Annotated in this window: 25 protein-coding genes, 1 tRNA gene and 1 pseudogene; 19 read left to right on the forward strand and 8 right to left on the reverse strand. The window is 64.2% G+C overall.

All coding sequences use genetic code 11. The features are described from left to right. Nucleotides 1-88 precede the first annotated feature (88 nt). Nucleotides 89-1,480 carry a glycine--tRNA ligase gene (locus ACIBW7_RS12590; protein WP_397046369.1) on the forward strand — a complete coding sequence of 464 codons (1,392 nt, stop codon included), beginning with the start codon at nucleotides 89-91 and terminating at the stop codon, nucleotides 1,478-1,480. 81 nt (nucleotides 1,481-1,561) lie between these two features. Here the strand turns inward: ACIBW7_RS12590 and ACIBW7_RS12595 are convergent, their stop codons facing one another. Beyond that, a complete protein-coding gene (locus tag ACIBW7_RS12595) occupies nucleotides 1,562-2,011 on the reverse strand; it encodes a DUF1707 domain-containing protein (RefSeq protein WP_397046370.1) in 450 nt (149 codons plus the stop codon). A 123-nt stretch (nucleotides 2,012-2,134) separates the two neighbouring features. Here ACIBW7_RS12595 and ACIBW7_RS12600 point away from each other — a divergent pair, with 123 nt between their 5' ends. Continuing rightward, nucleotides 2,135-3,055, forward strand: coding sequence for an NADP-dependent oxidoreductase (locus ACIBW7_RS12600; RefSeq protein ID WP_397046371.1), 921 nt, complete (start codon nucleotides 2,135-2,137; stop codon nucleotides 3,053-3,055). Here the strand turns inward: ACIBW7_RS12600 and ACIBW7_RS12605 are convergent. After that, a complete protein-coding gene (locus ACIBW7_RS12605) occupies nucleotides 3,052-3,678 on the reverse strand; it encodes a TenA family protein (protein WP_397046372.1) in 627 nt (208 codons plus the stop codon). The two genes, ACIBW7_RS12600 and ACIBW7_RS12605, sit on opposite strands and share 4 nt — an antisense overlap. A gap of 72 nt (nucleotides 3,679-3,750) precedes the next feature. Here ACIBW7_RS12605 and ACIBW7_RS12610 point away from each other — a divergent pair, with 72 nt between their 5' ends. Next, nucleotides 3,751-5,016: an acyltransferase gene (locus ACIBW7_RS12610; protein WP_397046373.1), complete on the forward strand. Its 1,266-nt coding sequence runs from the start codon at nucleotides 3,751-3,753 to the stop codon at nucleotides 5,014-5,016. Between the two features lie 12 nt (nucleotides 5,017-5,028). Here ACIBW7_RS12610 and ACIBW7_RS12615 read toward each other — a convergent pair whose 3' ends face one another. Beyond that, complete coding sequence (locus ACIBW7_RS12615; protein WP_040688039.1) at nucleotides 5,029-5,424, reverse strand: PPOX class F420-dependent oxidoreductase; 396 nt, start codon at nucleotides 5,422-5,424, stop codon at nucleotides 5,029-5,031. A 48-nt stretch (nucleotides 5,425-5,472) separates the two neighbouring features. Between ACIBW7_RS12615 and ACIBW7_RS12620 the strand changes: the two genes are divergently transcribed. Next, a complete protein-coding gene (locus ACIBW7_RS12620) occupies nucleotides 5,473-5,895 on the forward strand; it encodes a MarR family winged helix-turn-helix transcriptional regulator (RefSeq protein WP_397046374.1) in 423 nt (140 codons plus the stop codon). A gap of 56 nt (nucleotides 5,896-5,951) precedes the next feature. Next, a complete protein-coding gene (locus ACIBW7_RS12625; protein ID WP_397046375.1) occupies nucleotides 5,952-7,388 on the forward strand; it encodes a molybdopterin-dependent oxidoreductase in 1,437 nt (478 codons plus the stop codon). 68 nt (nucleotides 7,389-7,456) lie between these two features. Here the strand turns inward: ACIBW7_RS12625 and ACIBW7_RS12630 are convergent, their stop codons facing one another. Further along, entirely contained in the window at nucleotides 7,457-9,436 is a 1,980-nt protein-coding gene (locus ACIBW7_RS12630) for a TPM domain-containing protein (protein ID WP_397046376.1), read from the reverse strand. Between the two features lie 30 nt (nucleotides 9,437-9,466). On the opposite strand from ACIBW7_RS12630, the gene ACIBW7_RS12635 reads away from it, so the two are divergent. Then, nucleotides 9,467-10,141 carry an MBL fold metallo-hydrolase gene (locus ACIBW7_RS12635; RefSeq protein WP_397046377.1) on the forward strand — a complete coding sequence of 225 codons (675 nt, stop codon included), beginning with the start codon at nucleotides 9,467-9,469 and terminating at the stop codon, nucleotides 10,139-10,141. A gap of 3 nt (nucleotides 10,142-10,144) precedes the next feature. Here ACIBW7_RS12635 and ACIBW7_RS12640 read toward each other — a convergent pair whose 3' ends face one another. Then, nucleotides 10,145-11,014: an NAD(P)-dependent oxidoreductase gene (locus ACIBW7_RS12640; RefSeq protein WP_397046378.1), complete on the reverse strand. Its 870-nt coding sequence runs from the start codon at nucleotides 11,012-11,014 to the stop codon at nucleotides 10,145-10,147. A 177-nt stretch (nucleotides 11,015-11,191) separates the two neighbouring features. Here ACIBW7_RS12640 and ACIBW7_RS12645 point away from each other — a divergent pair, with 177 nt between their 5' ends. Genes ACIBW7_RS12645 through dnaG form a run of 3 tightly spaced genes read left to right on the forward strand, consistent with a single transcriptional unit; the run spans nucleotide 11,192 to nucleotide 15,095 of the window. Then, entirely contained in the window at nucleotides 11,192-11,875 is a 684-nt protein-coding gene (locus tag ACIBW7_RS12645) for a YdcF family protein (RefSeq protein ID WP_397046379.1), read from the forward strand. A gap of 6 nt (nucleotides 11,876-11,881) precedes the next feature. Then, the gene (locus ACIBW7_RS12650) at nucleotides 11,882-13,123 is read left to right on the forward strand and encodes a deoxyguanosinetriphosphate triphosphohydrolase (RefSeq protein WP_397046380.1); all 1,242 of its coding nucleotides are present in this window, start codon (nucleotides 11,882-11,884) and stop codon (nucleotides 13,121-13,123) included. A 46-nt stretch (nucleotides 13,124-13,169) separates the two neighbouring features. Next, a complete protein-coding gene (dnaG, locus tag ACIBW7_RS12655; protein WP_397046381.1) occupies nucleotides 13,170-15,095 on the forward strand; it encodes a DNA primase in 1,926 nt (641 codons plus the stop codon). A 39-nt stretch (nucleotides 15,096-15,134) separates the two neighbouring features. Here the strand turns inward: dnaG and ACIBW7_RS12660 are convergent, their stop codons facing one another. Next, complete coding sequence (locus ACIBW7_RS12660; RefSeq protein ID WP_040688111.1) at nucleotides 15,135-15,380, reverse strand: hypothetical protein; 246 nt, start codon at nucleotides 15,378-15,380, stop codon at nucleotides 15,135-15,137. Between the two features lie 213 nt (nucleotides 15,381-15,593). On the opposite strand from ACIBW7_RS12660, the gene ACIBW7_RS12665 reads away from it, so the two are divergent. Beyond that, nucleotides 15,594-15,666, forward strand: a tRNA-Asn gene (locus ACIBW7_RS12665). Nucleotides 15,667-16,253: 587 nt separating this feature from the next. After that, nucleotides 16,254-16,595, forward strand: a pseudogene (locus tag ACIBW7_RS12670) (heavy metal translocating P-type ATPase); the annotation flags it as partial. Here the strand turns inward: ACIBW7_RS12670 and ACIBW7_RS12675 are convergent. Continuing rightward, complete coding sequence (locus ACIBW7_RS12675) at nucleotides 16,523-16,774, reverse strand: hypothetical protein (protein WP_397046562.1); 252 nt, start codon at nucleotides 16,772-16,774, stop codon at nucleotides 16,523-16,525. The pseudogene ACIBW7_RS12670 and the gene ACIBW7_RS12675 sit on opposite strands and share 73 nt — an antisense overlap. 516 nt (nucleotides 16,775-17,290) lie before the next feature. Between ACIBW7_RS12675 and ACIBW7_RS12680 the strand changes: the two genes are divergently transcribed. The 7 genes from ACIBW7_RS12680 to ACIBW7_RS12710 are packed head-to-tail and all read left to right on the forward strand — an operon-like array spanning nucleotide 17,291 to nucleotide 24,188. Continuing rightward, nucleotides 17,291-17,692 (forward strand): SCP2 sterol-binding domain-containing protein, encoded by a 402-nt coding sequence (locus ACIBW7_RS12680; protein ID WP_387288342.1) that lies wholly within the window; start codon nucleotides 17,291-17,293, stop codon nucleotides 17,690-17,692. Nucleotides 17,693-17,705: 13 nt separating this feature from the next. Next, nucleotides 17,706-19,247 carry an acyl-CoA synthetase gene (locus ACIBW7_RS12685; RefSeq protein WP_397046382.1) on the forward strand — a complete coding sequence of 514 codons (1,542 nt, stop codon included), beginning with the start codon at nucleotides 17,706-17,708 and terminating at the stop codon, nucleotides 19,245-19,247. Then, a complete protein-coding gene (locus tag ACIBW7_RS12690; RefSeq protein ID WP_397046383.1) occupies nucleotides 19,244-20,500 on the forward strand; it encodes a cytochrome P450 in 1,257 nt (418 codons plus the stop codon). The genes ACIBW7_RS12685 and ACIBW7_RS12690 overlap by 4 nt, the downstream gene beginning before the upstream one ends. A gap of 23 nt (nucleotides 20,501-20,523) precedes the next feature. Continuing rightward, nucleotides 20,524-21,312 carry a coniferyl-alcohol dehydrogenase gene (locus ACIBW7_RS12695; RefSeq protein ID WP_397046384.1) on the forward strand — a complete coding sequence of 263 codons (789 nt, stop codon included), beginning with the start codon at nucleotides 20,524-20,526 and terminating at the stop codon, nucleotides 21,310-21,312. 7 nt (nucleotides 21,313-21,319) lie between these two features. After that, nucleotides 21,320-22,711, forward strand: a complete 1,392-nt coding sequence (locus tag ACIBW7_RS12700; RefSeq protein WP_397046385.1) for an aldehyde dehydrogenase family protein — start codon at nucleotides 21,320-21,322, stop codon at nucleotides 22,709-22,711. A gap of 53 nt (nucleotides 22,712-22,764) precedes the next feature. Continuing rightward, the gene (locus ACIBW7_RS12705; protein WP_397046386.1) at nucleotides 22,765-22,956 is read left to right on the forward strand and encodes a ferredoxin; all 192 of its coding nucleotides are present in this window, start codon (nucleotides 22,765-22,767) and stop codon (nucleotides 22,954-22,956) included. Further along, nucleotides 22,953-24,188: an NAD(P)/FAD-dependent oxidoreductase gene (locus ACIBW7_RS12710; protein WP_397046387.1), complete on the forward strand. Its 1,236-nt coding sequence runs from the start codon at nucleotides 22,953-22,955 to the stop codon at nucleotides 24,186-24,188. The genes ACIBW7_RS12705 and ACIBW7_RS12710 overlap by 4 nt, the downstream gene beginning before the upstream one ends. 39 nt (nucleotides 24,189-24,227) lie before the next feature. On the opposite strand, the gene ACIBW7_RS12715 is transcribed toward ACIBW7_RS12710, so the two are convergent. Beyond that, on the reverse strand, nucleotides 24,228-24,773 hold the full coding sequence (locus ACIBW7_RS12715) for a TetR/AcrR family transcriptional regulator (protein ID WP_387288328.1): 546 nt from the start codon (nucleotides 24,771-24,773) through the stop codon (nucleotides 24,228-24,230). Nucleotides 24,774-24,881: 108 nt separating this feature from the next. Here ACIBW7_RS12715 and ACIBW7_RS12720 point away from each other — a divergent pair, with 108 nt between their 5' ends. After that, nucleotides 24,882-25,058, forward strand: a complete 177-nt coding sequence (locus tag ACIBW7_RS12720) for a hypothetical protein (protein WP_387288326.1) — start codon at nucleotides 24,882-24,884, stop codon at nucleotides 25,056-25,058. The last annotated feature ends 478 nt before the right edge of the window (nucleotides 25,059-25,536 follow it).

Below are 25,536 nucleotides of genomic sequence, written 5' to 3' on the forward strand. Positions count from 1 at the left end.
GGTGCCGATAGGCTGGAGGGCAATCTTCCGCCGAGTCGAGCGACTCGGCGCAATCGAATCCGACTCGTAGTGGATGGAGAATTCTCGAGTGGCACCCAAGTCGAAGGTGGACACCGTTGCCAACCTCGCCAAGCGCCGGGGTCTGGTGTACCCGTGTGGTGAGATCTACGGCGGCACCAAATCGGCGTGGGACTACGGTCCGCTGGGTGTCGAGTTCAAGGAGAACATCAAGAAGCAGTGGTGGCGGTCCATGGTCACCAGCCGCGAGGATGTGGTCGGCCTCGACTCGTCGGTGATTTTGCCGCGTCAGGTGTGGGTCGCCTCCGGCCACGTCGGCGTGTTCAACGATCCGCTGGTCGAATGCCTGAACTGTCACCACCGGCACCGGCAGGACCACCTGCAGGAGGCCTACGCGATCAAGCACAAGATCAACGATCCGGACTCCGTCTCGATGGAGCTGGTGGTGTGCCCGGACTGCGGCACCGTGGGTCGCTGGACCGAGCCGCGTGACTTCAACATGATGCTCAAGACCTACCTCGGCCCGGTCGAGTCCGAAGAGGGTCTGCACTATCTGCGCCCGGAAACCGCGCAGGGCATCTTCATCAACTTCGCGAATGTGATGACCACCGCGCGCAAGAAGCCGCCGTTCGGCATCGCGCAGATCGGCAAGAGCTTCCGCAACGAGATCACCCCCGGCAACTTCATCTTCCGCACCCGTGAGTTCGAGCAGATGGAGATGGAGTTCTTCGTCAAGCCGGGTGAGGACGCGGAGTGGCACAAGTACTGGATCGATACCCGGTTCGCCTGGTACACCGACCTCGGCATCGACCCGGAGAACCTGCGGCTCTTCGAGCACCCGAAGGACAAGCTGTCGCACTACTCGGCGGGCACCACCGATATCGAGTACCGCTTCGGCTTCCAGGGCAATGAGTGGGGTGAACTGGAGGGCATCGCCAACCGCACCGACTTCGATTTGAAGACCCATTCGGAGCATTCCGGCAACGACCTGAGCTACTTCGACCAGACCACCAATGAGCGCTACACCCCGTACGTCATCGAGCCCGCGGCCGGCTTGACCCGCTCGCTGATGGCGTTCCTTGTCGATGCGTACACCGTCGACCAGGCGCCCAATGCCAAGGGCGTCATGGAGGAGCGCATCAGTCTGCGGCTGGACCGCAGGCTCGCGCCGGTCAAGGCGGCCGTGCTGCCGTTGTCGCGTAATGCGGATCTGACACCGAAGGCGAAAGATCTTGCCGCACAGCTGCGTAAGAGCTGGAATATCGAATTCGACGATGCCGGCGCCATCGGCCGTCGCTACCGGCGCCAGGACGAAATCGGCACGCCGTTCTGCATCACCGTCGACTTCGACACTCTCGACGACCAGGCGGTCACCGTTCGCGAGCGTGATTCCATGGCGCAGGAGCGAATTGCACTGGACAAGGTCGAGGGCTACCTGGCGCAGCATCTCATCGGCGCCTGAATTCGATAGCGATCAACGCCCTGCCGCGCTGCGGCAGGGCGTTTCGCATATCGATGTGCCCATAGGACGAATCCGCAACCGCTAGGTGGATTCGGACGTACCCGGGGGTCGCGGGTTTCTTACGCCGGAGGTGAATTCGGCACCAGGTTTCCGGTTCGACTGGACGAGCATCCCGATCGCACTCGGGATCAACAGCGCGCACCCCCACGGCACCGCGACCCAGAACGGCCAGAAGTATCCCGCGCCGGTAGCCACCCAGATCGTGAGGCACAGTGCGTTGACCGCGGCCCATGGAATCCACATGATGATGACCCATTGTGGCACTCGCTGTGCCGCAGGTGCCGCTTTGCGCGGTACGGGCAAGTCCGAGAGCAGCGGGTTCAGCTCGCCATAGGTTTTGGCGGCATACACCTGTTTTAGTCTGTCGTCGTACTCGTGCAGCGACAATCTGCCGTCGTTCATCGCCACCCGCAATTGCTCGGCGATTTTCTCGCGGTCTGCGTCCGATGCCCGCAGCCTTTCCTCACCCACGGGTGTCAGCTTAGGGCCTGGTGCCGTCCATGGCAGTGCGTCGCGAAGATCGTCGGTGCATGGAAATTTCCTGCGGGGTTACTCGGTTGACGGCGTATGTCACCGAGTAGGCGGGAGCCGGATATGGCAAGAGCTGTGAAGTTCGATCGTTATGGCGGAATCGAAGAGCTGAAGGTGGTCGAGGTACCGACGCCGAAGGCGGGACCCGGTCGGGTCGTCGTCGAGGTCGTCGCGGCCGGTATCAATCCGGGGGAGGGGTATATCCGTTCGGGTGCGCTGCACGAGCGTTGGCCCGCGACCTTTCCTTCGGGTGAGGGTACCGATTTCGCGGGTCGCATCGTCGAGATCGGCTCGGGCGTCGGCGGGATCGAGATCGGTGCCGAGGTGCTCGGATTCACCGATGAGCGGGCCAGTCATGCCACCCACGTTGTGGTGCCCGCCGAGCAGGTGACGCTCAAGCCCTCGAAACTGGATTGGGATGTCGCCGGATCGTTGTATGTCGCCGGGACAACGGCTTTCGCCGCCGTGCGGGCTGTGGATCCGCGAGTGGGCGATACGGTCGCGGTCTCGGGTGCGGCGGGCGGCGTCGGCTCGATCGTCGTACAACTCCTGCGGGCCAGGGGCGCAACGGTTCTCGGCATCGCGAGCGAGGTCAATCACGATTGGCTGCGCAAGGTCGGGGTGATTCCGGTGGCCTATGGCGAGGGGCTGATCGACCGGATCCGTGCGGCCGCCCCCGAGGGCGTGAACGCGTTCATCGACACATTCGGTGCCGAATATGTCGATATCGCAATCGAACTCGGCATTGCGGTCGAACGCATCGACACCATTATCAACTGGGAGGCCACCGAGAGGTACGGCGTGAAGACCGACGGCAATGCCGCCGCGGGCACCATCGATGTGCTTGCCGAACTTGCCGATCTGGCCGCCGCAGGCACGGTGGAGGTACCCATCGCGGCTGTTTATCCGCTCGACAAGGTCCAGGAGGCGTATCGCGAACTGGAGCAGCGCCACACGCGCGGCAAGATCGTGCTGCACCCCTAGCCCGGCACGTCCCAGAACTCGTATTCGTGGCGCATGCCCTGCAGAAATAGCGCTTCTGCACGCGCCGGGTCGCCACCCGCCTCATCGAGCATCTGCCCACAGCGGCGGGTGAGCGCCGCGAATCCGGGGTCGGCGTAGGTGTCGACCCAGCGTCGGTAGCGCGGTTCCGACGGCGGATTCTCGGCCAGCATTGTGCCGAGGGTCGAATAGCCCCACATGCACGGGTACAGCGCCGCCAGTCCGTCGGCATAGGACGCGGCCGACTCCAGCAGAAATGCGATGTATGCCGCGCACGGCGCACCCTTCGTCGCACCATCGAGATCCGCGCCGAATTCGGCGGCCAGCGACCGATGCAGGGACAGCTCCTCGTGGTACGTCGCGTGCGCGAGATCCACCAGATCGCCCAGATGTGACGCGGGTGCCTGCCAGGCCAGCCGGGCGAACACCCGCACATAGTCCAGCAGGAACAGATAGTCCTGTTCGAGCCAGGACCGGAAGACCGGTTCGGGCAGATCGCCCTCGGCGATGCCCGCCACCGTCGGATGCGCCAACTGGCCTACCACCAACGGAAAACCGAGCTCTTCCAGATGCGTCGTAAGACTGATGTGTGCGGCGGGACTCATGTGGGCAGTCTCTCTCAGTCGGAGTGGCTCCGGGATTGCGCCCCGGTCTGTAGTTGCCGCACCCTGAGCGATGTGTTGTGGGATAAGGAGGTTTTGGTGCGGGTGTTGGGTGCGTCGGAACAACGTTTCGTGCGCGCGGGGACCTACACCGGACGATCCGTCACGGTCGTCGGTGATCTCGATACGAATGCGCTGGGGGCGGCCTTCACCGCACTACAGCGTGCCTATCCGGTGGTGACCTGCCGGATCAGCGAGGACGCGACCGGCCGCGGCTATCTGCTACGACGTGGCGAGGCCCCGGAGATCGGCATGACGGCGAGCCTCGGTGATCCGGACGCCATCCGCATTCCGGAGCCGATCGATCCGGCGGGACAGCTGGCATACCTGGATGTTGTGCGCTCCGAGCGCGGCCGCTCGCGTGTGACACTTTTCGCCCACCACAGCATCGCCGACGCGGGCCACTGCGTCGAACTCCTCGCCCGACTATGGGACTTCTACACCGATTACGTCGAATCCGGTACGACAACCGTTGTGCCGCACGACTATCCGCAATCGCTGGAATGGCATGTGTCGGCGCGCGGGATCGCCCGCTCTTCGGTCTCCGGTTTCGAGGATGTGACCAAGCCGCTGGAGCCCGTGGTCATTCCGCGCGCACCCGCGATTCCCGCGCCCGCCGCGCTGGTCCAGCCGCGGCGGATCATCCTGGACGAGCAGGCGAGCGCCCGCATCATCGGTCTCGGGCGCTATCCGGGAGTGACCGTCAACGGCGTGGTCACCGCCGCCCTGCTGCGCGCATTCGCCTCGGAAAAGGCCAGGGCCACCGGCGATCCCGTGCCGCTCGGCTGTCTGTATCCGGTGGATATGCGCACCCGCCTCGACCCGCCGGTCGCGCGCGCGGAAGGCACCAATATGGCGGGTCTGGCCTCGTTCGCCGCGGCGGTCGACCTCTCCGCGGACATCCTCGAATTGGCCCAACACATTTCGGCCCGATTGCGACATGATCTGGCCGAGGGCATCGTTCAGCAGTCGGTGCTGCACTTCCCGGATTACTTCGGCCCAACCCGGATCCACTCCCTGGCCGGACACGTCGCGGTGACGAATACCGGTGCCGTGCCCGCCTTCCGCATTCCCGCGAATATCGCGCTCACCGACTACGAGATCGTTTACGTCTCCGCTCATCCGCGTCCCTCCGCGGGCGCCTCGGCGGCAGTCACCTTCCTGGTCTACACCTTCGAGGGCCGACTGACCGTCGGCGTGCTCGGCGGCGATGCCGACCGGCTCGTGCCCGCGGTGCGCGACGAATTGACGGCCCTCGCGGAGGAGGCCGTGAGCTCCTGAGGGCGCCTGCCGCTACTGGTAAGTGGCGTGTGTCGGGCGCATGACGAGCACGACCCGGCGCGGATGGTCGGCGACCGGACGCTGATACGGCAGGTCGTAGCGGCGCGCGAGCACATCGAAGAATTCCCCGTTCGGATCGGGTTCGATGGCCTCGATGACGCCGCGGACCTCGAGGTAGCGGTAGGGCTTCTCCGGATCGTTGATGCTCACCGCGACTTCGGGATTCTGCTTGGTATTGACGGCCTTCCGTCGATCGATCGTGGTCGTGAAGCGCAGGCGCCCGCCATCCCACACCTGCCATACCGGCGTCACTTGTGGAGTGCCGTCCGGGTTCAGCGTTGCGAGATGGGCGAACAGCGGTCGCGATAGCAAATCGGCGTGGCTCTCGGGGATTACGGGATTGTCCATGCTTCAAAGACTATCAAGGCTTTGATAGTTCAGCTATCTTTGACACTTATGAAATTGCCTGCGGAGCAGCGGCTCGGTCTGGACCTCAAGCGCGCCGAGCAGGAGTTGATGGCCGTCAAACACGAGGCGGTCAAACCGCTTACGGTGCCGCAGTACGCGGCGCTCTACGCGCTGTCGGAGAACCCGGGCGTTTCCGCCGCCGCCCTCGCCCGGGAATGCATGGTGACGCCGCAGGCGATGACAGTGGTGCTCAAGAACTTGCAGGAGCGCGGTTTCGTGGAACGCACACCGCATCCCTGGCACCGCGGTGTGCTCGAAACCCGCCTGACCCCCGCGGGGCGCAAAGCCTTCGCCAAGGCCGATGCCAAGGCCGCCGCCATCGAGCGCCGCGTGGCCGCCGCCTTCAGCGCGCAGGAGCGCGAACAGTTGCGAGAGTTGTTGGCCCGGTTCACCGAGGCCCTGCGGGAGTGAGGGGCGGTAGGTTCGTAGTGAAGGCGTTGTGATCGAGGAAAGCGGGTGTTCGAACGGTGCGGACCAACGAAGAGCGCGGGGGTGTGCTCGGTGCCGCCGCGATCGGTGTCGGGGCGCTCGGCGTCGGCGAGTTGATCGCGGCTTCGCGCGGTGATTCGCTGATCGACGCCGTCGGCCGGGTCATGGCCGATACCGCGCCGGTGCCGGTGGTCGAGACGACCGTCGCCTTGTCCGGCAAGCACGATAAGGCCGTGACGCGCCTAGGCGTCGGGGTCGGTGCGGTCGCGGCGTCCGTCGGGCTCGCAGCGCTGTCCGATCAGGCGCGTACGCCCGCCGTCGCCGCCTTCGGTGCCGCCGCGGCCGCTTTGGGCTTTCGTCGACCGACCCGCTCGCCCGCTACCGTCGCCGGTGCGGCCGCCGCCGCGGGTGTGCTCGGTCTCGGATTGCGCAGGCGCCCGCATGGGCTGTTCGGCGCACTGCTGTGGGCGGGCGCCGGTGCCGGACTGCTGGCCGGGGCGCGGGCGCTGATAGGTGACTACGACCGCAGGCAGCGCGATGCGATCCGTCGGGTCGGTCCGCTGGGCGGGATTTCGATGGTGCCGCAGGACGGCCTGGAGGACGAGCCCGGACTGTCGTCGCTGATCACCGCGAACCGGAGTTTCTATGTCGCCGATGTCAATCTGAGTCCGCCGCGGATCGATCCGACGCGCTGGCGGCTGTCGGTCACCGGCAAGGTCGCGCATCCGTTGCGCCTGTCCCTGGCCGAATTGGCCACGGACGCAGTGGAATTCGATGCGGTCATGGTTTGTGTGCACAATCGGCCCGGTGAGCGTCGCGCGGGTAACGGCCGCTGGTACGGGGTTCCGCTGGCCAAGCTGCTCGCGCACGCGATTCCCGAAACCGGTGCGACCCGGCTGGTGACCAGGGCCGTCGACGGCTACACCATCTCACTGCCGGTGGAACCGCTGCGCTCCGGCGCGTGGCCCGGATATCTGGTGATCGGCGTGAACGGCGAGCCGCTCGCCCCCGAGCACGGATTCCCGGCCCGCGTCTTCGTGCCCGGCCTCTACGGCCAGTACACCGGCGCGAAATGGCTTGCCGAACTGGAACTCACCGACGACAGCCACATCGACTACTGGTGGAAGCGCGGTTGGCCGTCGGATCCGATCTGGGTGACACCGCAGGCCCGCATCGACGTCGCCACGCCAGGCCGTACCGCTGCCGGCATTGCCGGGGTGGCTTGGGCGCCGCCGCACGGCGTCGAGTCCGTCGAGCTCCGCATCGACGAAGGAGATTGGCGCCCAGTCGATCTCGGCACCGAACTCGCCCCCGCCGCCTGGCGCCGCTGGCGCACCACCCTCGACCTGCCCGCAGGCGAACACACCATCCAGGCCCGCGCCATCAGCCGCTCCGGCGAGATCCAAGACGGCACCCCGCGCTCACCCTTCCCGTCCGGCCCAACCGGCTTTCACACCGTCACCCTCGAGATCTGACCGCGGCTGTCAGGTGTGGACGGGCTCCTGGAGTTCGGAGTGGCCTCACACGGTGTCGGGGTCAACCCTCAGAACCGGCCGCCCCGGCTGATGCGGCGGGATCCGCTGGAACCGCCGAACGAACCGGGGGTGTAGCCGCCGGAGTGTCGGCCGGTGGCGTTGCCCGCGCCGCGCAGCAGTCCCTCGATCAGTATTCCGCCGAGTACCGCACCCGCCTGCGCCGTGCCCGATGGCGGTTGGCTGTTCTCCCAGGCCCGCACGCTGGCCTGTGCCTCCTGCAATGCGCGAGCACCCAGGTCGGCGGCGGTGTGCGCGCTGGTGAGTGCCCGCGCCGGATCGCTGGTGGAAAGCTGTTGTGCCGAATCGAGATTGCGCTGTGCCTCGGACAAGCGGGTGCGTGCCTGTGCGTCGATGCCGCCGCGTCGGGTGTTGATGTAATCGGCTGCCGCGCCGATCCGGGCGCGGGCATCGGTCAGCGCCCGGTCGAGTCGGCGCTGTAGGTCCTCGGCGGCCAGTTTGCGGTCGGTGGCGGCGGCATTGGCCAGGTCCAGTGCGTTATCGGCCGCGACGGCGTCGTGGAAGGCGTCCAATGGGTCGCTGGTCGCGGTGGCGGTGGCGATGGTCAGGGCCGTTTCCGCCGCCGTGATGGCGGCGTGCAGATCGACACCGCCATAGCCCGACAGCTCCTGCGCGGTAGCGATATCCGCGCGCAGCTCGGCGAGTACCGCGGGCAGCCCATCGGCCGCCTGTCGGATATTCGTCGCCGCATTGTCGACGGCATCGAGCAGCGTGCGAGCCTGTCCCACTGCGCCTTCCGCGGCCCGGATCGCGGCAACCGCGCCGCCCTGTTTGCCGACCGGTTGAGTGAGGGCAGCGCGTCCCGCGTCGATGTTCTGCTCCGCGAAGGTGATTCGCTCGCGCGCCATGGTCACGTTGTCTCGAACCGGCGCGAGCACACTGGCCGGATATGCGGTGGTGAGCCGGGTGAGTTCGGTCTCCGAACTCGGCGTGCGCCCGGTCAATTCGACCAAATCCCTTGTCAACCCGTCCAAGCGGGCGGACGCGTTGATGAGCAGATCCCGCATCGCATCGAATTCGGCCACCTGAGCGTCGAGTTCCCGATCGGCCCGCCCGACCGTACCGATCAGATCGACCAGCATGGTGCGCTGCTGATCCGGCGTCTCGGGAATATTGTCATCGAGCTGCTGCCTGATCGAGAATGCCTTGGCGGCAGCCGATTTCGCATTCGCCAGGGCGGTGCTGAACGGAGTGACCGCGGTATCGCCGAATTCACCGGTCGCCAACTCCAACTCCTCGGCGCTGGTCCGCACGGCATTGTCGATCTCGACCAGCACCTCCTTCGACCGGTCTTGCAATGCATCCAGTGACAATGCCGCGAGCGCGGTGGAATTATCGGGATCCAGTTGCCGTGCCGCCGCCAACTCGGTACGCCTGCGGTCGGCGCGCCGCTTGCGCGAATACAGCACCAGCCCAACGACAATCAGCACGATCGGGAGGGCGACGAGCAGGAGCGTCCGTAGGCTGACCCCGCCGCCGCGCATCGCCGAATCCAGTCCGTCGGCCAGCGCGACCCCGGCGTCGGCCCACTGGCCGTTGCGCAGCGCGGGCTCCATATCGCGGGTCAATACGCTGTCCAACTCCGAATCGCTGACACTGCTGGGCAACTCGCCTTTGAACCAATACGCGCGATCCTGGGTGGCAACGGCCAGCAACAGATCACGCCCACCGAATCCGGACATGGCCGCGGTGCGATCGGCCCACGCCTGCGGACTCATCCCGTTGAAATCGTGCACATAGGCAATCCAGAGCCGGATCTGCTGATCGGCGTAGAGATCGTCAACCGCCGCTGACACCCGATCGAGTTGACCTTGATCGAGCACCTGCGCCGAGTCGACGACATACGGTCCCATCCGCAGCGGTGGCTCGGCGCCGACCGTGCCACCGACCGGCGCGACACAGAGAAACGCCACGCTGAGGACCACCGCGGCGAACCAGCGGATTCGACGAATCGGCGCTATCAACGGCATGGGATGAATCTAGCTCGCTAGCATCGAAGCGTGATCACGATCGACCTGCCGTACACCGGTCACGTGTCCCCTGGATCGAATCCGCAACAGCGGGACGTCCCCGGTGCCCGCATTATCAAAATGTCCGTCGGTGGCATGGACAACAACTGCTATCTCGTGCAGTGCACCGCCACCGGCGCGGCACTGCTCATCGACGCCGCCAACGAAGCCGACCGCATAATCGAACTCGTCGACCAGGAGACGCCGGGCCGCGTCGCCCTGGTCGTCACCACCCATCAGCATCGGGACCATTGGTGGGCCCTGGAAAAGGTCGCCGCCGCCACCGGCGCACCGACCGCCGCGCATCCACTCGATGCCGAACCGCTCCCGGTGCGCCCCGACCGATTACTCGCCGACGGCGACCTCATCGAGGTCGGCGACCTGGCCTTCGAGGTCGTCCACCTGCGCGGACATACCCCCGGCTCGGTTGCCCTCGCCCTGATAGACGGCCCGGGCGTCCACTTGTTCACCGGCGACTCCCTATTCCCAGGCGGAGTCGGCCGCACGACCAACCCGGAAGATTTCAACTCCCTCTACACCGACGTCAGCACCAAGATCTTCGATCGCTACCCGGACGACGCCGTCGTCTATCCGGGTCATGGTGACGACACAACGCTCGGCGTCGAACGCCCGCACCTCGGCGAATGGCGTGAACGCGGCTGGTAGGTCTCATGCGGCGCGCGGGTTGAGGCTTTCGAACATCCGCTCACTGCTGTCCGCGCCGTAGCCGTCGGCGACCTGGCGATCGACGAGATTCTTGATCGCGCCGACGATGTCCAGGTCGACGCCCGCATCGCGGCTGGCCGACACGATGGCGTCCACGGCGGCCTTGGTGAAATCCAAGGGCTGGAACGGTTTCGAGTAATCGCCGGAGTCGATGGTGGCTCCGGCCCTCGGGAGTGATCCGGTCATCGCGGCGATCCAGCCGGACGCTCGTTGGCCGAATTCCTCGGCCGACATGCCGATCGTGCGAACCATGGCGGCGCCGTGATAGAAGCCCGCGAACATGGCGTACATCCCGGCGAGCAGGGCGAAGTCGACCAGTGCGGCCTGCCCGGCGTCCGCGCCGAAATACTCTGTGCTGCCGAGTAATTCGAGAGTTGCTCGATTGTTGTCGAAGAGCTCACGGGAGCCGCTGTAGAGCACGGACGAGCCGGGCCGGCCGATCATCGGTGGGACGGCCATGATGCCGCCGTCGAGGAAGTCGATGCCGTGGGTCGCCGCCCATTCGGCCAGTTCGCGCGATCCGCGCGGCTCGGTGCTGGTCAGGTTGACCAGCGCGCGGCCGGCCAGGATATCGGCTACCGGGTCGAGTACCTCGTGCACGGAGCTGTGGTCCAACAGGCAGGCCACCACGAGGTCGCTCGCGGTCACCGCCTCGACCACGCCCTGTGCCGACTTCGCTCCTGCCGCAACGAGTTCCGTATCCCGACCGGCACTGCGGTTCCATACTGTCGTCGGGTGTCCGGCCCGTACGAACGCCGCGGCCAGCGCCTGTCCCATCGCGCCGAGCCCGAGGACCGTCACGGATGTCGTCATTTGTCCACTCCTCAAAGTGTCGAGATGCTGGTTCGGCGCCGGAATTCATTCTTGATACTCACTGCGCTATCGACAAGTACTGACTAATAAGTTCAGTACTAACCGAAAGGTAAGTGTGGGCCGATCGATATCCGTCGGTTACGTTCTCGTCGAGGGTGACCTGGCAAACTTGGTGAGATGAATTCGGCGACCCTGGCCTCGGCTCCCGGATCCGGCGCATCCCGCAGCGTCGGAGGCGGGCTGGTGCGCTGGGCGCGACGGCTGGTCATGGGCGCGATCGTGATGGGCGCGGTGCTGGTCGGCGGCACGGCATTCCGGGTCTGGCAGGTCGCCCGAATCGACGACTACACCAAGGCCGACGCGATCGTCGTACTCGGCGCCGCGCAATACTCGGGCACCCCGTCGACAGTGTTCGAGGCGCGATTGGACCAGGCCTACAAACTTTTCAAGGCCGGTGTGGCGCCGAAGGTGATCACCGTGGGCGGTAAGCAGGAGGGCGATCTGTTCACCGAGGCCGCCTCCGGCAAGAACTATCTGGAGCAGCGCGGCATACCGAGCGACCGGATCCTCGCGGTGGAAACCGGTTCGGACACCTTGCGCAGCATCGAGGCCGTCGCGACCGCCATGAGTGCCCGCGAGATGTCCTCCGCGGTGCTGGTCAGCGATCCGTGGCATTCGCTGCGCACCAGAACCATGGCCCGCGATGCCGGGCTGGAGGCCTGGACCGCGCCGACCCGGACCGGCCCCGCCGTCTACACCAGAGAGTCGCAGGCACACGGAATCGCAAGGGAGACCGGCGCTTTGCTCTGGTATCAGCTCACGCACTTCTCGTCGGACTTCAAATACTCAGCGGGGCAGTGAGATTCGATGTATACCGAGCACGATCGCGAGCGAATGGTGGTAGAGGGAGCCAAGACCGCCGGACTCGGCCCGCCGCGCAGTGAATTCGAAACCGGTCACCGCACCGAATTCGCCCGCGACCGCGCTCGTGTGCTGCACTCCGCGGCCCTGCGCAGACTCGCCGACAAAACCCAGGTCATGGGGCCTCGTGATGGTGACACCCCGCGCACACGCTTGACCCATTCGATCGAAGTGGCCCAGATCGGGCGCAGCATCGCCGACGGTCTCGGCTGTGATCCGGATCTGGTCGATCTGGCCGGACTGGCGCACGATATCGGCCATCCGCCCTACGGCCACAATGGCGAGAAGGCCCTCGACGTCTTCGCCGACGCGTACGGCGGATTCGAGGGCAATGCGCAGAATCTGCGCATCCTCACCCGGCTGGAACCGAAGGTGCTGGATGCGGACGGCACGAGCGCGGGCTTGAATCTCACGCGCGCCGCACTCGACGCGGCCATCAAATACCCTTGGGGCAGAACAGGTTCGGGCACCAAGTTCGGTGCCTACGATATCGATCTGGATCGGCTGGAATGGGTGCGCAAGGATGCGCCGGACCGTCGCAAGAGCCTCGAATGCCAGATCATGGACTGGTCCGACGATGTCGCGTACTCGGTGCACGATGTGGAGGACGGTGTAATCGCCGGGCGCATCGAATTGCGGGCCCTCGCCGATCCGTCCGAACAGGCGGCACTAGCCGAACTCGGGCACGGCCAGCACCCCACGCTTTCGGTGGACGACCTGATCGGTGCCGCCCAGCGGCTCTCCGAACTGCCGGTGGTGGCCGAAGCCGCCTGCTACGACGGCACCCTCGCCAGTTCGGTCGCGTTGAAGCGCCTCACGAGTGAACTGGTCGGCCGGTTCGCCACGGCCGCGATCATGGCCACCCGGGAGGTCGCCGGGCGCGCGGTGTTGTCCCGCTATGCCGCGGGTCTCGAGGTTCCGCCGATCGTCGCCGCCGAGGTCGCGATGCTCAAAACCGTCGCCCTGCGCTACGTAATGTCCGATCTCGTGCACAAGCAGCGTCAGGCCGTGCAGCGCGAGCGGATTCAGGCGGTCGCGAACCGACTGCTGGCGATGGCACCGCACGGGCTGGACCCGCTGCTGCTCCCGTGGTGGCACGCCGCGACCGATGACACCGCGCGAGTCCGGGTAATCGTCGACCAGATCGCGTCCTATACCGAGAGTCGACTGGAGCGAGTGGACGCGTGACCAGCCGCTGGGCGTGTCGAGGCCGGACTAGCCTAGACTGACCGCCGTGGCCGGACGACTCCCAGATCGCGATATCGCGGCAATACGCGAACGAGTCCGGATCGAGGATGTGGTGGGGGAGTACGTCGCGCTGAAGCGGGCGGGTGCGGACTCCATGAAGGGCCTGTGCCCGTTCCACGACGAGAAGTCGCCGTCGTTCCATGTGCGGCCCAACCATGGCCTGTACCACTGCTTCGGCTGCGGTGAGGGCGGTGACGTCTTCGCCTTCCTGCAGAAGGTCGAGCACGTCGGCTTCGTCGAGGCGGTCGAGCAGCTTGCCGATCGGATCGGCTACCAGATCAACTACGAGGGCGGCGGCACCTCGGTGCAGCGCGACCGCGGCACCAGGGCCAGGTTGGTCGCCGCCAATGCCGCCGCACACGAGTTCTACATGGCCAAACTGCGCGAGCCCGACGCCGAGGTGGCGCGCAGGTATTTGACCGACCGCAACTTCGACGGCAATGCCGCACAGCAATTCGGCTGCGGCTACGCCCCCGCGGGCTGGGACGTGCTCACGAAGCATCTGCTGCGCAAGGGCTTCGACTTCAAGGAGCTCGAGGCGGCCGGGCTGTCGCGGCAGGGGCAGCGCGGCCCGATCGACCGCTTCCATCGGCGGCTGCTGTGGCCGATCCGCAATCTCGGCGGTGACGTCATCGGCTTCGGTGCGCGCAAGCTCTTCGACGACGACACCATGCCCGGTAAGTACATCAATACGCCGGAAACCTTGCTGTACAAGAAGTCTCAGGTGCTCTTCGGCCTGGACCACGCCAAGCGCGAGATCGCCAAGGGACACCAGGCGGTGGTGGTCGAGGGCTACACCGATGTGATGGCCATGCACCTGGCCGGAGTGAAAACCGCCGTCGCCTCCTGCGGTACCGCCTTCGGTGACGAACATCTCGCCCTGTTGCGTCGGCTGCTCATGGACGACAACTTCTGGCGCGGCGAAATCATCTACACCTTCGACGGTGACGCGGCCGGACAGGCGGCGGCGCTGAAAGCCTTTGCGGGCGACCAGAAGTTGGCCGGGCAGACCTACATCGCCATCGCCCCCGACGGCCAGGACCCGTGCGAACTGCGCCAGCGCTCCGGCGACGGCGCCGTGCGTGATCTCGTAGCCCGGCGAACCCCGTTGTACGAGTTCGTGATTCGCGGCCTACTCGCCGACCACAACCTGGACACCGCCGAGGGACAGGTCGAGGCGCTGCGCCGCGCCGTGCCGGTGGTGGCGCAGATCAAGGACAACGCACTGCGCAAGGCGTACGCGACCAAGCTCGCGGGTTGGGTCGGCTGGGACGACATCCAGACCGTGGTGCGGCGCGTCGGTGAGGAAGCCAAGCGCAATCGCAACGGTGGGAGTGCGGGCGGCCGTGGCCCGGCGGCCGGCGCGCCACAGCCCAGCGCGGCCGTCGCCGAACATCCCGCCGCCCGCCCGAACCCGAACGACCCGACGCTGCTGCCGCAACGGCAAGCGCTCGGTGCGGCATTGCAGTATCCGGCGATGGCCGGTGCGGTTTTCGATTCGATCGAGACCGAGGCCTTCACCCATCCGGCCTACGCGGCCGTTCGTGCCATGATCGCCGAGGCCGGCGGCACGGCATCCGGGCTCAGCGGAGCGGAGTGGGTCAACGCCGTGTCCGACGGCACCGACGATCTGACCATGCGTGCACTGGTCTCCGAGCTGTCGGGTGAGCAGATGCCGGTGAAGTCGGCCAACGACATTCCGCGGTTCGTCACCGGGGTGCTGGCTCGTGTGCAGGAGGCCTGGGTCGGCCGCCAGATCGCGGAGCTGAAGTCGAAGCTGCAGCGGGTGTCGTCGACCGAGCAGGCCGAGGCCTATATGGCGCTGTTCGGCGATCTCGTGGCGTTGGAGCAGTACCGCAAGAGTTTGCTCACCCAGGCGATGGGGAATCACGACGACTTCGCCCCGGCCTGAGCTGCGGCTCGACGCTTCCCCGGTTCGTCGCCCGCGAACTCAGCGGCGCAGCTGATCCTGCGGCACCAGAACCGTTGTCCGCTCGTCCAGCGGCACCATCGGCTCCAACTTCGCCTGGGTGCTGAGCTTGTCCGACAGCTTCTGTCGCCCGAAGAGAACCAGCTTGCGAGTCACCGGACTTCCGGTCACCGCGCGGGTCGCCGCACTGATCTGTTCATAGCGACCCCGCCCGGCCTTCGTGCCGAGCACGTATCCGGCCGCAATGCCGATGATCAACCGCAGCATCTCGTAGAGCTCCTCCCAAAGTGCCTGTGCGCGGCTACCATCCTGCCCGACGCCGGGTACGCCTGTCGATCCGGATCCACCCCGACCGCGCGCCACCCCCAGACACGCCGAAGCCCCCGCATGTCTCCAGGTAGAGACGCGATTTGGGAAGGCAAGCGCCGATACGCTAAAGTTTCACCTCGGCCCGCCCAATACGGACGAGCCAAAGGATAGTCCCCTATAGCTCAATTGGCAGAGCAGCCGACTGTTAATCGGCAGGTTTCTGGTTCGAGTCCAGATGGGGGAGCAGAAACAGCAGGTCAAGCCCGCTAGTCGGGCTTGACCTGCTTCTTTTCTTGGTATGTAACCAGGAATACACCAAAGTTTCCGGGCCGACCTTCCAATCAGTTGAACGGCCTGGCGGTCGTCCGTCGCAGGTTCGTTCCCTCGGCAGGGCACGCAAAACATGGGCAACTGAGAAACGCCTGGTCGTTGTGGATATGTACCCAATCTAACGGCGCCGCGCCCCCGCGTCGGGCGCCCGCTGTTCCTATCTCTTCTGAGCCTTGGACGGGAACATCGGAGATGGAAACGGAGCGAACCGCTGTTTTGGGTGAGCCACCGAACGGTTCGACACCTCCACCCCGATTGGCCAATCGACAGGTGCCCGGTCCAAGAAGGCTTATGCCTGTGGCCAGAGCCCGATGGAACCGGTTGGGATTGACGCAACTTGGTGGAACTTGGGGGAGGCTACTACAACACGAAACGCCAGGTAGAAGCGCTGGAGGGGCTGGTTCGGAAGCTTCCGGACCCCAGCGCGTCCATGCCGCCGGTCGCCGACCGGTCCAAACCTAGAAGGGCACGCCGACTCAACGCTGTCCAGGCTGGGGAGCTGAGCTGATCGCCACGGTGGAAGCGACCGGCTATACGGCCGCTCTTCCGGCGCCGGTAGCGGAGGCCGGCCCGGAGGCCGCTGCAGCAGAACAGGATCCGACCACCGCTCTGCGGCAGCGGCCGCTGGTGCTGACCGTGCCCGTGATTGCCATGGCGATGATTCCGGCACTGCAGCTCACCAACTGGCAGTGGTTGTCGCTGACGTTGGCGGCGCCGGTCGTCATCTGGGGGGCGCTGCCGTTTCACAAGGCCGCGTAGGCCAACGCCCGTCACGCCACCGCGACGATGGACACGCTGATCTCGATCGGCACCCTGGCCGCGTTGGCAATGGCGACGCATTCCCGGAGATGAGAGATCTCGTCTCCGGCGCGTGCGGACGAACGGTCTACCAGCTCGGCGATACGGAGGCGGGTATTGGGCCGTAAGTGAATGGCCCACGGTTGATCGGCAACATTCCTTCGGTCGGGGACCTGGTTGCTCGCATAGGTTGCGGAAAGCCGAGGATTCGTTGCGACCCGCATCGGCCGGTTCGTGTGACGCGAGGATGACGTCGCGTCGTCCAGCTGGACAGTTTCGGTCTCCGGGATCGATCCACTGAGCCGAACATCCGCGTGAGAACCGGTACGCCCATGCAAAAACATAATCTAGATTATCTATTCTGGCTCGGAGCCCCCTCTGTGCACCTGGTCTCAGAATTCCCCTGTGGCGGAGTCGGCCGTTCCGGCTTGGCGCGGCACCGCCGGTCTCGAGTCGTCATCCTGTCTGTAACACCAGGCTGGACTGGTAGTTTTGGCAAGTCACGCGGTCGAAGCCTGGTCGGTCGCCGCCGTGTGATCGCTCCCGAAACCTTGCCGTTGGTCGCTGCTTTGCCGCAACCATCGAACCAGCTGATGACACAGAACATAATGACTGCTATGTTAGAGACGTAGGTCACCGAGATGTGGGTCACACCTGAGTTCTCGGGTACGTGGACGACCGCAGCAACGCCTCGTGACGGCGAGCCACGGGCTACACGGTTGAAACTAGGAGTAAAAATAATGGGCTTTGCCAACGCCGACGAAGTCGTCAAGTATCTGGGCGGGATCTTCGAGGACGCCTTTGCCGACCCCGAACTGGGGCCGAAATTGCGCGCGACGGGTGCACGGTTACGGACCACATACAGCGACCCGGACGTCAGCCTGATCATCGATTTGGGTGCCGGAGAGATCCGGCCTGTCGGTGAGGACGACGGTGATGTTGCCGAGATGCAGATGAGTGCCGATACCGGGAATGCCTATTGGCAGGGAAAGGTGAATCTTCCCCTGGCCATGGCGAAGGGCAAGGTCAAGGTGTCGGGAAATATCGCCTCCCTGCTGAAGATGGCACCGTTGACCAAGAAGCTGGTGCCGAACTACGTCGAACGCCTCAAAGTCGACGGTCGGACCGACCTGCTGGTATAGGGCGGTACGACACATGTTTCCAGGAATCTTTGCTCAGAAAACCCCCGACAAGCCCGCGGTCATCGCGTCCGACTCCGGGGCGGCCATGTCCTATCGGGAGCTCGACGATCAGTCGGCAGCCATCGCTGCGGAACTGTACGCGCGTGGACTCCGACGCGGCGATACGATCGCGATGCTGGCAGACAATATCAACGAAGTCTTCGCCATCTATTGGGCGGCAATTCGGTCCGGGCTGTACATCACGCCGATCAATTCGCACCTCGCGCCGGCGGAGGTCGCCTACATTGTCGACGATTGCCAGGCGCGGGCGCTGTTCGTATCGGCCGCGCTGGAGGAGCTCGCGTTGGCTATCGCCGGGCTCACCCCGGCAGTCGAACATCGCGTGGTCGTGGGGGGCACTTTGGAAGGCCACGTTCCCTATCGGGATGTGATCGAAACCAGCGCGCCGAGACTGACCGACCAGCCGCGCGGTTCGGACATGCTCTATTCGTCGGGAACAACGGGACGCCCCAAAGGGATTCGCCCGTCGCTGCCATCCACTCAGGTCGACGAGCCCGGGGATCCGATCGTCACGATGATGGCGCAGTTCTTCGGCATCGGCGACACCGACATCTATCTGCAACCGGCGCCCGCATACCATGCGGCTCCGCTCAAATGGGCCGCCGCCGTCCAGGCTCTCGGCGGAACCGTCGTGCAGATGCCGAAGTTCGATGCGGAGAATGCGCTGGCGGCCATCGCGAAGTATCAGGTGACCCTGGCTCAGTTCGTGCCGACCATGTTTGTCCGGATGCTTCAGCTGGACGAGTCGGTACGACACCGGTACGACCTCTCATCGCTCCAGATGGCAGTACACGCTGCCGCGCCGTGCCCGCCTGAGGTGAAGCAGGCGATGATCGACTGGTGGGGCCCGATCCTGTTCGAGTATTACAGTGCCAGCGAACAGCACGGCCTCTACATGATTTCGACCCAGGAATGGCTGGAAAGGCCGGGATCGGTCGGCAGGCGAGGGTTGGGAACCGCGCATGCGTGCGATGAGTCCGGAGTTGAGCTGCCGGCCGGTGAGGTCGGCACCATCTACTTCGAACGTGATGTTGTGCCGTTCTCATACCACCGGGATCCGGAAAAGACCGCCAAGGCGATCCACCCTACGCACCCGACATGGACAACGGTGGGCGACTTGGGGTACCTCGACGACGAGGGCTACCTGTATCTCGCAGAGCGTCAGGATTTCGTCGTCATCTCCGGCGGAGTGAACATATATCCGCAAGAAGTCGAGAACGCTCTCACATTGCACGACAAAATATTCGACGTCGCGGTCATCGGTGTCCCGGATGCGGAAATGGGCCAGCGCGTGAAGGCCGTCATTCAGCTCAAAGACGGTGTGGAACCCAGCAGCGAATTGGTCGAGGACATCCTCGCATGCGCTCGTGAGAGGGTGGCCGGCTTCAAGGTGCCGCGCGAAATCGAATTCGTCGACGAGATCCCTCGGACCGCGACAGGAAAGATTTTGAAACGCAAACTTATGCAGGATTCTGATCAGGAGGTCGAGGTATGACCGCCGAGTTGGCGCCTCCCAGACCTTACGATCCGTTGGATATTTCCGGATTGGGTTTCTGGGCCCAGCCCGCGGAGGAACGTGACAAGACCTTCGAGATCCTGCGAAACGAGCGCCCGTTGTCGTGGCATGCGCCGCTGCAGGGTGGGCTCACCATCCCCGACGTCGCGGGGATGTGGGTGGCCACTTCGCACGAGATGATCTGTCACATCAGCAGGCGGCCGGAGATTTTCAGCTCCGCGCAGGGCGTGACCATGGAGGAGCTGCCCGAGGACGTGCTCGAAGCGGCATCGTCCTTTCTGGGGATGGACGATCCCAAGCATGCTCGCCTGCGAAAGATGGTCAGCTCTGCGTTCACACCTAAACGTGTGGAACAGATCCGTGAGCAGATCAGGAATCAGGCTCGGCGCATAGTCGACGATTTGCTCGAGGTTCCCGATGGTGATTTCGTCCAGCTGGTATCGAAAAGGCTGCCGATGTGGACAGTATATGAGATGTTGGGTCTCGAGGAGGACCAGCGGGAGCAGGCTGCCTATTACGCAGAGCAAATGGTTGCTTGGAACGATGAAGATGTCGCGGGCGGGAGGTCGCCGCTCGAGTTGCTCAACGAGGCGTTGGTCCAGCTTTTAATGATCGGGATGGACTTCGCGGCTAGGCGGCGGTCGTCACCCAAGTCCGATCTCATGTCCGCCCTCGTACAGGCCGAGGTCGACGGCCAGCGGCTCACCGACGATGAGATAGCCGCATTCTTCGTGCTGCTGTCCGTAGCCGGCAACGATACGACGCGGAATACCACGACGCTGACGATGATGGCATTCCAAGAGTTTCCCGAGCAACGCGAGTTGCTGCTGACGGACTACGACGCCCGGATTGCCACTGCTGTCGAAGAATTTGTGCGCTTCGCGTCCCCGGTAGTGACCTTCAGGCGCACGGTCACCGAAGATACGGAGCTTGCCGGACAGTGCTTGAAAGCAGGGGACTGGGTGGTTCTGGTATACCCTTCCGGGAATCGCGATGCCAAAGTATTCGATAACCCGCACAGCTTTGACATCACCAGGAACCCCAATCCGCACGTCGCATTCGGCGGCCGAGGGCCGCACTTCTGTATGGGTAACTTTGTTGCCAAAATTCAGCTCCGCGAGATCTTCGACCAGTTGTTGCATCGTGCCCCGAACCTCAGGGTGGGGGAACCGGAATATCTGACCGGATGCCTGATTCGCTCGGTGAAATCGTTGCCCTGTACGGTGCGCTGAATTTATAACACGTGAGGAAAGAAATGTCAGACTTCAAGGGAAAGCGAATTATCGTCACGGGCACGGCCTCCGGCATCGGCGCCGCAACGACCGATCTATTGATCAATAGCGGAGCCGAGGTGTACAGCCTGGACCGTCGCGATCCTGCCGTGGAAGTCACCCGACACATCAAGGTCGATCTCGCGGACGAATCGAGCATCGATGCCGCGGTCGCACAGTTGGACGGTAATTTCGACGGTCTGCTGAATGTGGCAGGTATTCCGGGAACCGCGCCCGGAGATGTGGTTTTCGCGGTCAACGCCCTCGCCGTTCGTCACCTCACCGAATCGCTTCTGGACAGGCTCTCGGGAGGAACTGTCGTCATAGTCTCCTCTTCTGCCGGGTTCGGCTGGCCGGACCGCCTGGACGCGATCAAGGACGTGTTGGCGACCGATACTTTCGAAGAAGGCCGGCGCTGGTTTGCCGAACACACCCCGGAGGGCAACGCCTACAACTTCTCCAAAGAAGTCACAACGGTATACGCGATGATGATGGGTATCGGGCTGGCGGCGCAGGGGGTACGAATCAATGCGGTCCTTCCGGGGCCGGTGGAGACGCCGATTCTCGGTGACTTCGAGGAGACGATGGGCAAGGAAACCCTCGATGGCGTGAAAGATCTCGTCGGCCGCCATGCCACGCCCGAGGATATCGCCGAGGTCATCGCGTTCCTTGCTTCCGAGTCAGCGGGATGGATCAACGGACAAGCGATCGCGGTCGACGGGGGAGTCACCGGGGCCTTGGTGACCGGGCTCTTTCCTCGGCCCGAGATCTGAGCACGCGATGACGACAGCATCGGGAACCACCCCGCCTTCGGCCGGACATCGGATCCGGGAACAGCTGCGCGAGGTTCATGCGAGTGGCCGGACGAAAAGTCTCCGATGGCGGCTCGAGCAACTGAATGGAATCGCCGATCTCGTCGAGAAGGAGGAAGAGCGAATCGCCGAGGCACTCGAAGCCGACCTGGGCCGCAACGCGGTCGAAACCTGGCTCGGCGAGATCGCCTCGACGCGAGGTGAGGCAGAATATGCACGCAAACGACTGCGATGGTGGATGCGCCGCAGGCGGGCCCGTATCCCGTTGACCCAGCTTCCGGGCAGCGGGTGGGTGCAATATGAGCCCGTGGGGACGGTCCTGATCATCGGACCGTGGAATTATCCGGTCTATCTCACCCTTGGACCGCTGGTCGCGGCGGTGGCTGCGGGCAACTGTGCGGTGATCAAGCCGTCCGAGCACGCACCGCACACCTCGTCGCTGCTGGTCGAGTTGGTTGGGAAGTATCTCGATGCCGAGGCAATACGCGTCGTCGAGGGAGATGCCGAAACCACTCAGGAACTACTGGCCGCGGGTTTCGATCATGCATTGTTCACCGGTGGCACGGAAGTCGGTCGTCACATCATGGCCGGTGCGGCTCCCACCCTTACCCCGGTCACTCTCGAGCTCGGCGGCAAGAGCCCCGTCCTGATTGATTCCGATGCCGATCTGGATGTCGCGGCCCGCCGGATCCTCTGGGTGAAGTTGTTGAACTCCGGGCAGACATGTATCGCACCCGACTACATCCTGGTCTCCGATGCGGTTCGTGATCGCCTGGTCGACAAGCTCGTCGAAGTAGCCTGCCAATTTCGTGCCGATGCCACGGCAGGGTTGCGTGTTGTCAATCAACGACAGCACCAGCGGTTGGCGAAGGGTTTACGCGAGACGGCAGGGAAGGTCGTTTATGGTGGCGGCTGCGACGAGGAGAGTCTGACCATCGATCCGACCATCATTGTGAACCCGGGTCTCGACGAGCCCCTGATGAAAGAAGAAATCTTCGGTCCCATCCTGCCGGTGATCGGTGTGCGATCAATGGATGACGCGGTCGCGTTAGTCAATAGCCGGCCGAAACCCTTGGCTGCTTACGTGTTCTCCGGCTCCCGATCACGGGCCCGTCATCTGGTCGACCGCATCCCGGCCGGTGGGGCCGTGATCAATCACGTGGCTATGCACTGCGTGGTACCGGGGCTACCGTTCGGCGGTGTGGGCGCCAGCGGAATCGGCGCCTATCACGGAGAGACGGGCTTCAAGTCATTGAGCCACGCCAAGTCGGTGCTGTCGCGGACACAGCGGCCCGATCCGCTGTTCGTGTATCCGCCCTACAGCGCACGGGCTCTCAAACTGTTTCGGCGGATGTTCTGATCGCGCACACCCGGAAACGCCACGGCGTCCGGTAGAAGAAAGGAGAGCAAACGATGAAGATCAGGGTGGATCACGGTAAGTGCACCGGGCTGGGCGTCTGCGAATCCATTGCACCGAACTATTTCGAAGTCACCGAGGACGGTGATCTGGAAGTCCTCATCGAGGATATCGCCGACGGCGATCTCGAGATGATCGAGCAAGCAGTCGTCGGCTGTCCAACCTTCGCACTGTCGATCGAGAAATGAACAACGTCGAGATAGAGCGACTCGTCGTTGTGGGCGGCTCGCTCGCCGGTCTGCGGGCGGTCGAAGCAGCACGCAAGTCCGGGTTCGCGGGTCGAATCACCCTGGTCGGGGCAGAGGATGCACTGCCCTATGATCGACCGCCTCTGTCCAAGGCATTTCTCGAGGACCGATCGGCGCCCGTGTCCTACTTCTGTGAACGCGAATATCTCGCAGACCAGTTGGGCGTCGAACTCTGTCTCGGCGCCGCGGCGACGGCCCTGGATACAGTGGGTCGCAACCTGTATGTGGGCAGCCGGGAAATCGGCTACGACGCCGCGGTCATCGCCACCGGCGGAAATCCCAGGGTCCTGCCCGATGCGCAGGGCCTCGACGGCGTATGCGTGCTGCGGACTCTGCACGACGCCGAGCGTATTCGCCGCAAGCTCACGACGGGGGCCGAGGTGGTCGTCGTCGGTGCAGGGTTCATCGGGGCCGAGATAGCCTCCGCCGCAACCAGAATCGGCGCAAACGTGACGATTGTGGAAGCCCAGCGGACGCCCCTTGCGCGTGCGGTGGGAAGCTTGGGGTCAGCGGTCGCGCTCCTGCACCAGCGCAATGGCACCGCACTTGTTTGCGGGACCGGCGTCGCCGAGGTCGGTGGAGTCGGCCACGTTCAGCACGTGGTGTTGGACGACGGTCGGCGTCTGCCGGCGGATGTTGTGGTTGTCGGGATCGGGATGCAACCAGCCACCGAATGGCTGCACGGCTCGGGTCTGCACATCGACGACGGAATCGTCTGTGACGCAACCCTGTTTACCGGTGCGGCCGGGGTCTACGCGGCCGGCGATGTGGCGAACTGGCCCAATCCTGCGTTTGGATTGCGCCAGCGCATGGAGAACTGGACTGCCGCGGCCGATCAGGGTTCGCATGCAGCGCGTAATGCGATCACCGGCCGAGGCAGGCCTTACAGCACTGTCCCGTACTTCTGGTCGGACTGGTACGGGAGCCGTATCCAGTTCGTCGGCATCGCGGATCCAGCCGATAACATCGCGATCGTGGAAGGCGATCCGGCGCACAGTGATCGATGGATCGCCCTGTACAGGCTGGGTGATCGACTGGTCGGTGCTCTCACGGTCAACGGCCGCTCCGACATCATGAAGTACCGCGCGATGATCGCGAGGGAAACCGACTGGCCGGCCGCGATCGACTTCGCGGAGAGGCGGCGAATCAAGAGACTGACGCCCGCGACATGAAGTCGTCGACCTGGACCAGCCGAGTGGTCGTCGTCCCCGTCAGAGGTTGTCCTGCGTTCCCGCGTGCAACCTCACCAAGCCGATGAACTGGGCAAGCGACCAGTCCAACTCGGCCGGATCCAGGTGTTGGTGGCCGATCACAATGCTCAAGGCGAGCTCGGCTAGCCGGTGTGCGAGCGGCTGTGAGATATTCAGATCGGACATTGTTTGCTCGATCAATTCCAATCGCAACTGGTCGACGTGATACTGCACGTCGGCGACGCGTTTGTCGGTCGAACTCCACGCGCGCATGGCGACCTCGGCCGCATGGGGCGTTTCCCGCGCCAACGTGCGCATACGGTCCAAGCGTGCGAGCGGATCTACGATTCTCGTTGCCTCGTCGGCCACATTCTCGGTCTGCGCGGCCTTCCAGTAATCGAGGAACTGGGTGACGAAGTCGTTCCAGTCCTTGAACCAGTTGTAGAACGAGCCGGACGTCACTCCGAGCGACTTGCACAAGCTGGTGAGACGCAGGTTGCCATACCCCGACTTTGCGAGCATCTCGAGCGCGGCATCGAAATAGTCCTGCCGGTTCACCATCGCCATCGAGTCTCCCTCGGTTGCCGCATCGTCGAGCCACAAATCGGCCTAAACAAACGTCCATTTTCTTGACTATTAGACAGTACGAAGTCGGAGCTCGGTAAGGAGGTCTAAATGGCGTATCAACTGAACTGCCCTTGTGGAACCATGATCGTCGCAGCGGATGACGATCTGGTGCCGGCCGTGCAGGAACACCTACGACTAATGCATCCGGGGCGCTCGTACTCTACGGGGGAGATCATGATGCTCGCGATGCCGGTGCCCGACGGCGTCCTCGGCCCCGACGCGTAGGCGCAGCCGATGCTGGTCCGGGCGTCGGCAGCGCTGTCAAAGATGGTCCAAGCCCATAGCGTATCGCCAGATAAACATAGTAGTCATTATGAACGGCCGGATCGAGTTCAGCAAGTGGGCCACGCTCCCTGTCGGCTCTCGACGGGAAAATTTGGAGCGTTTGTGGGTCACATTCTCGGCCCGACCCGTTCTCAGAGGCCTGAAGTGGTACTACGTGCAAAATTGCGGCTCGGCGGTAGAGGCGAAGTTCCCACCGTCTGCCGGTTTGTGGCGCAATTCGCGAACGGTGCTGCACGAGATGCTTGTCACAGCGCATCCGATAACATAAGATCCATCATGCAAGAGCGCGGATGTTATCCCGTCGCAGTCCAGTTAGAGGCCTCACAGCTAACGGCCTCGATCGGATCAGCAGGTTTGTGAATGCGAGCACCCTTGTCGCGAACTCCAGTCGCCGCGGTGCTCCCTTAATTCTTGGCAG

The sequence above is a fragment of the Nocardia sp. NPDC049526 genome (genome assembly GCF_044465765.1).
In the GTDB taxonomy this organism is placed as follows: domain Bacteria; phylum Actinomycetota; class Actinomycetes; order Mycobacteriales; family Mycobacteriaceae; genus Nocardia.

What these genes read in the sequence shown, in the direction of transcription:
- ACIBW7_RS12710 (WP_397046387.1), top strand. Translation starts at nt 22,953, where the DNA reads ATGAACAACGTCGAGATAGAGCGACTCGTCGTTGTGGGCGGCTCGCTC.
- ACIBW7_RS12600 (WP_397046371.1), top strand. Translation starts at nt 2,135, where the DNA reads ATGGCAAGAGCTGTGAAGTTCGATCGTTATGGCGGAATCGAAGAGCTG.
- ACIBW7_RS12640 (WP_397046378.1), bottom strand. Translation starts at nt 11,014, where the DNA reads ATGACGACATCCGTGACGGTCCTCGGGCTCGGCGCGATGGGACAGGCG.
- ACIBW7_RS12675 (WP_397046562.1), bottom strand. Translation starts at nt 16,774, where the DNA reads ATGCGGGTCGCAACGAATCCTCGGCTTTCCGCAACCTATGCGAGCAAC.
- ACIBW7_RS12660 (WP_040688111.1), bottom strand. Translation starts at nt 15,380, where the DNA reads ATGCTGCGGTTGATCATCGGCATTGCGGCCGGATACGTGCTCGGCACG.
- ACIBW7_RS12685 (WP_397046382.1), top strand. Translation starts at nt 17,706, where the DNA reads ATGTTTCCAGGAATCTTTGCTCAGAAAACCCCCGACAAGCCCGCGGTC.
- ACIBW7_RS12615 (WP_040688039.1), bottom strand. Translation starts at nt 5,424, where the DNA reads ATGGACAATCCCGTAATCCCCGAGAGCCACGCCGATTTGCTATCGCGA.
- ACIBW7_RS12605 (WP_397046372.1), bottom strand. Translation starts at nt 3,678, where the DNA reads ATGAGTCCCGCCGCACACATCAGTCTTACGACGCATCTGGAAGAGCTC.
- ACIBW7_RS12650 (WP_397046380.1), top strand. Translation starts at nt 11,882, where the DNA reads ATGTATACCGAGCACGATCGCGAGCGAATGGTGGTAGAGGGAGCCAAG.
- ACIBW7_RS12645 (WP_397046379.1), top strand. Translation starts at nt 11,192, where the DNA reads ATGAATTCGGCGACCCTGGCCTCGGCTCCCGGATCCGGCGCATCCCGC.
- ACIBW7_RS12680 (WP_387288342.1), top strand. Translation starts at nt 17,291, where the DNA reads ATGGGCTTTGCCAACGCCGACGAAGTCGTCAAGTATCTGGGCGGGATC.
- ACIBW7_RS12690 (WP_397046383.1), top strand. Translation starts at nt 19,244, where the DNA reads ATGACCGCCGAGTTGGCGCCTCCCAGACCTTACGATCCGTTGGATATT.
- ACIBW7_RS12715 (WP_387288328.1), bottom strand. Translation starts at nt 24,773, where the DNA reads ATGGCGATGGTGAACCGGCAGGACTATTTCGATGCCGCGCTCGAGATG.
- ACIBW7_RS12720 (WP_387288326.1), top strand. Translation starts at nt 24,882, where the DNA reads ATGGCGTATCAACTGAACTGCCCTTGTGGAACCATGATCGTCGCAGCG.
- ACIBW7_RS12700 (WP_397046385.1), top strand. Translation starts at nt 21,320, where the DNA reads ATGACGACAGCATCGGGAACCACCCCGCCTTCGGCCGGACATCGGATC.
- ACIBW7_RS12620 (WP_397046374.1), top strand. Translation starts at nt 5,473, where the DNA reads ATGAAATTGCCTGCGGAGCAGCGGCTCGGTCTGGACCTCAAGCGCGCC.
- ACIBW7_RS12630 (WP_397046376.1), bottom strand. Translation starts at nt 9,436, where the DNA reads ATGCCGTTGATAGCGCCGATTCGTCGAATCCGCTGGTTCGCCGCGGTG.
- ACIBW7_RS12705 (WP_397046386.1), top strand. Translation starts at nt 22,765, where the DNA reads ATGAAGATCAGGGTGGATCACGGTAAGTGCACCGGGCTGGGCGTCTGC.
- ACIBW7_RS12695 (WP_397046384.1), top strand. Translation starts at nt 20,524, where the DNA reads ATGTCAGACTTCAAGGGAAAGCGAATTATCGTCACGGGCACGGCCTCC.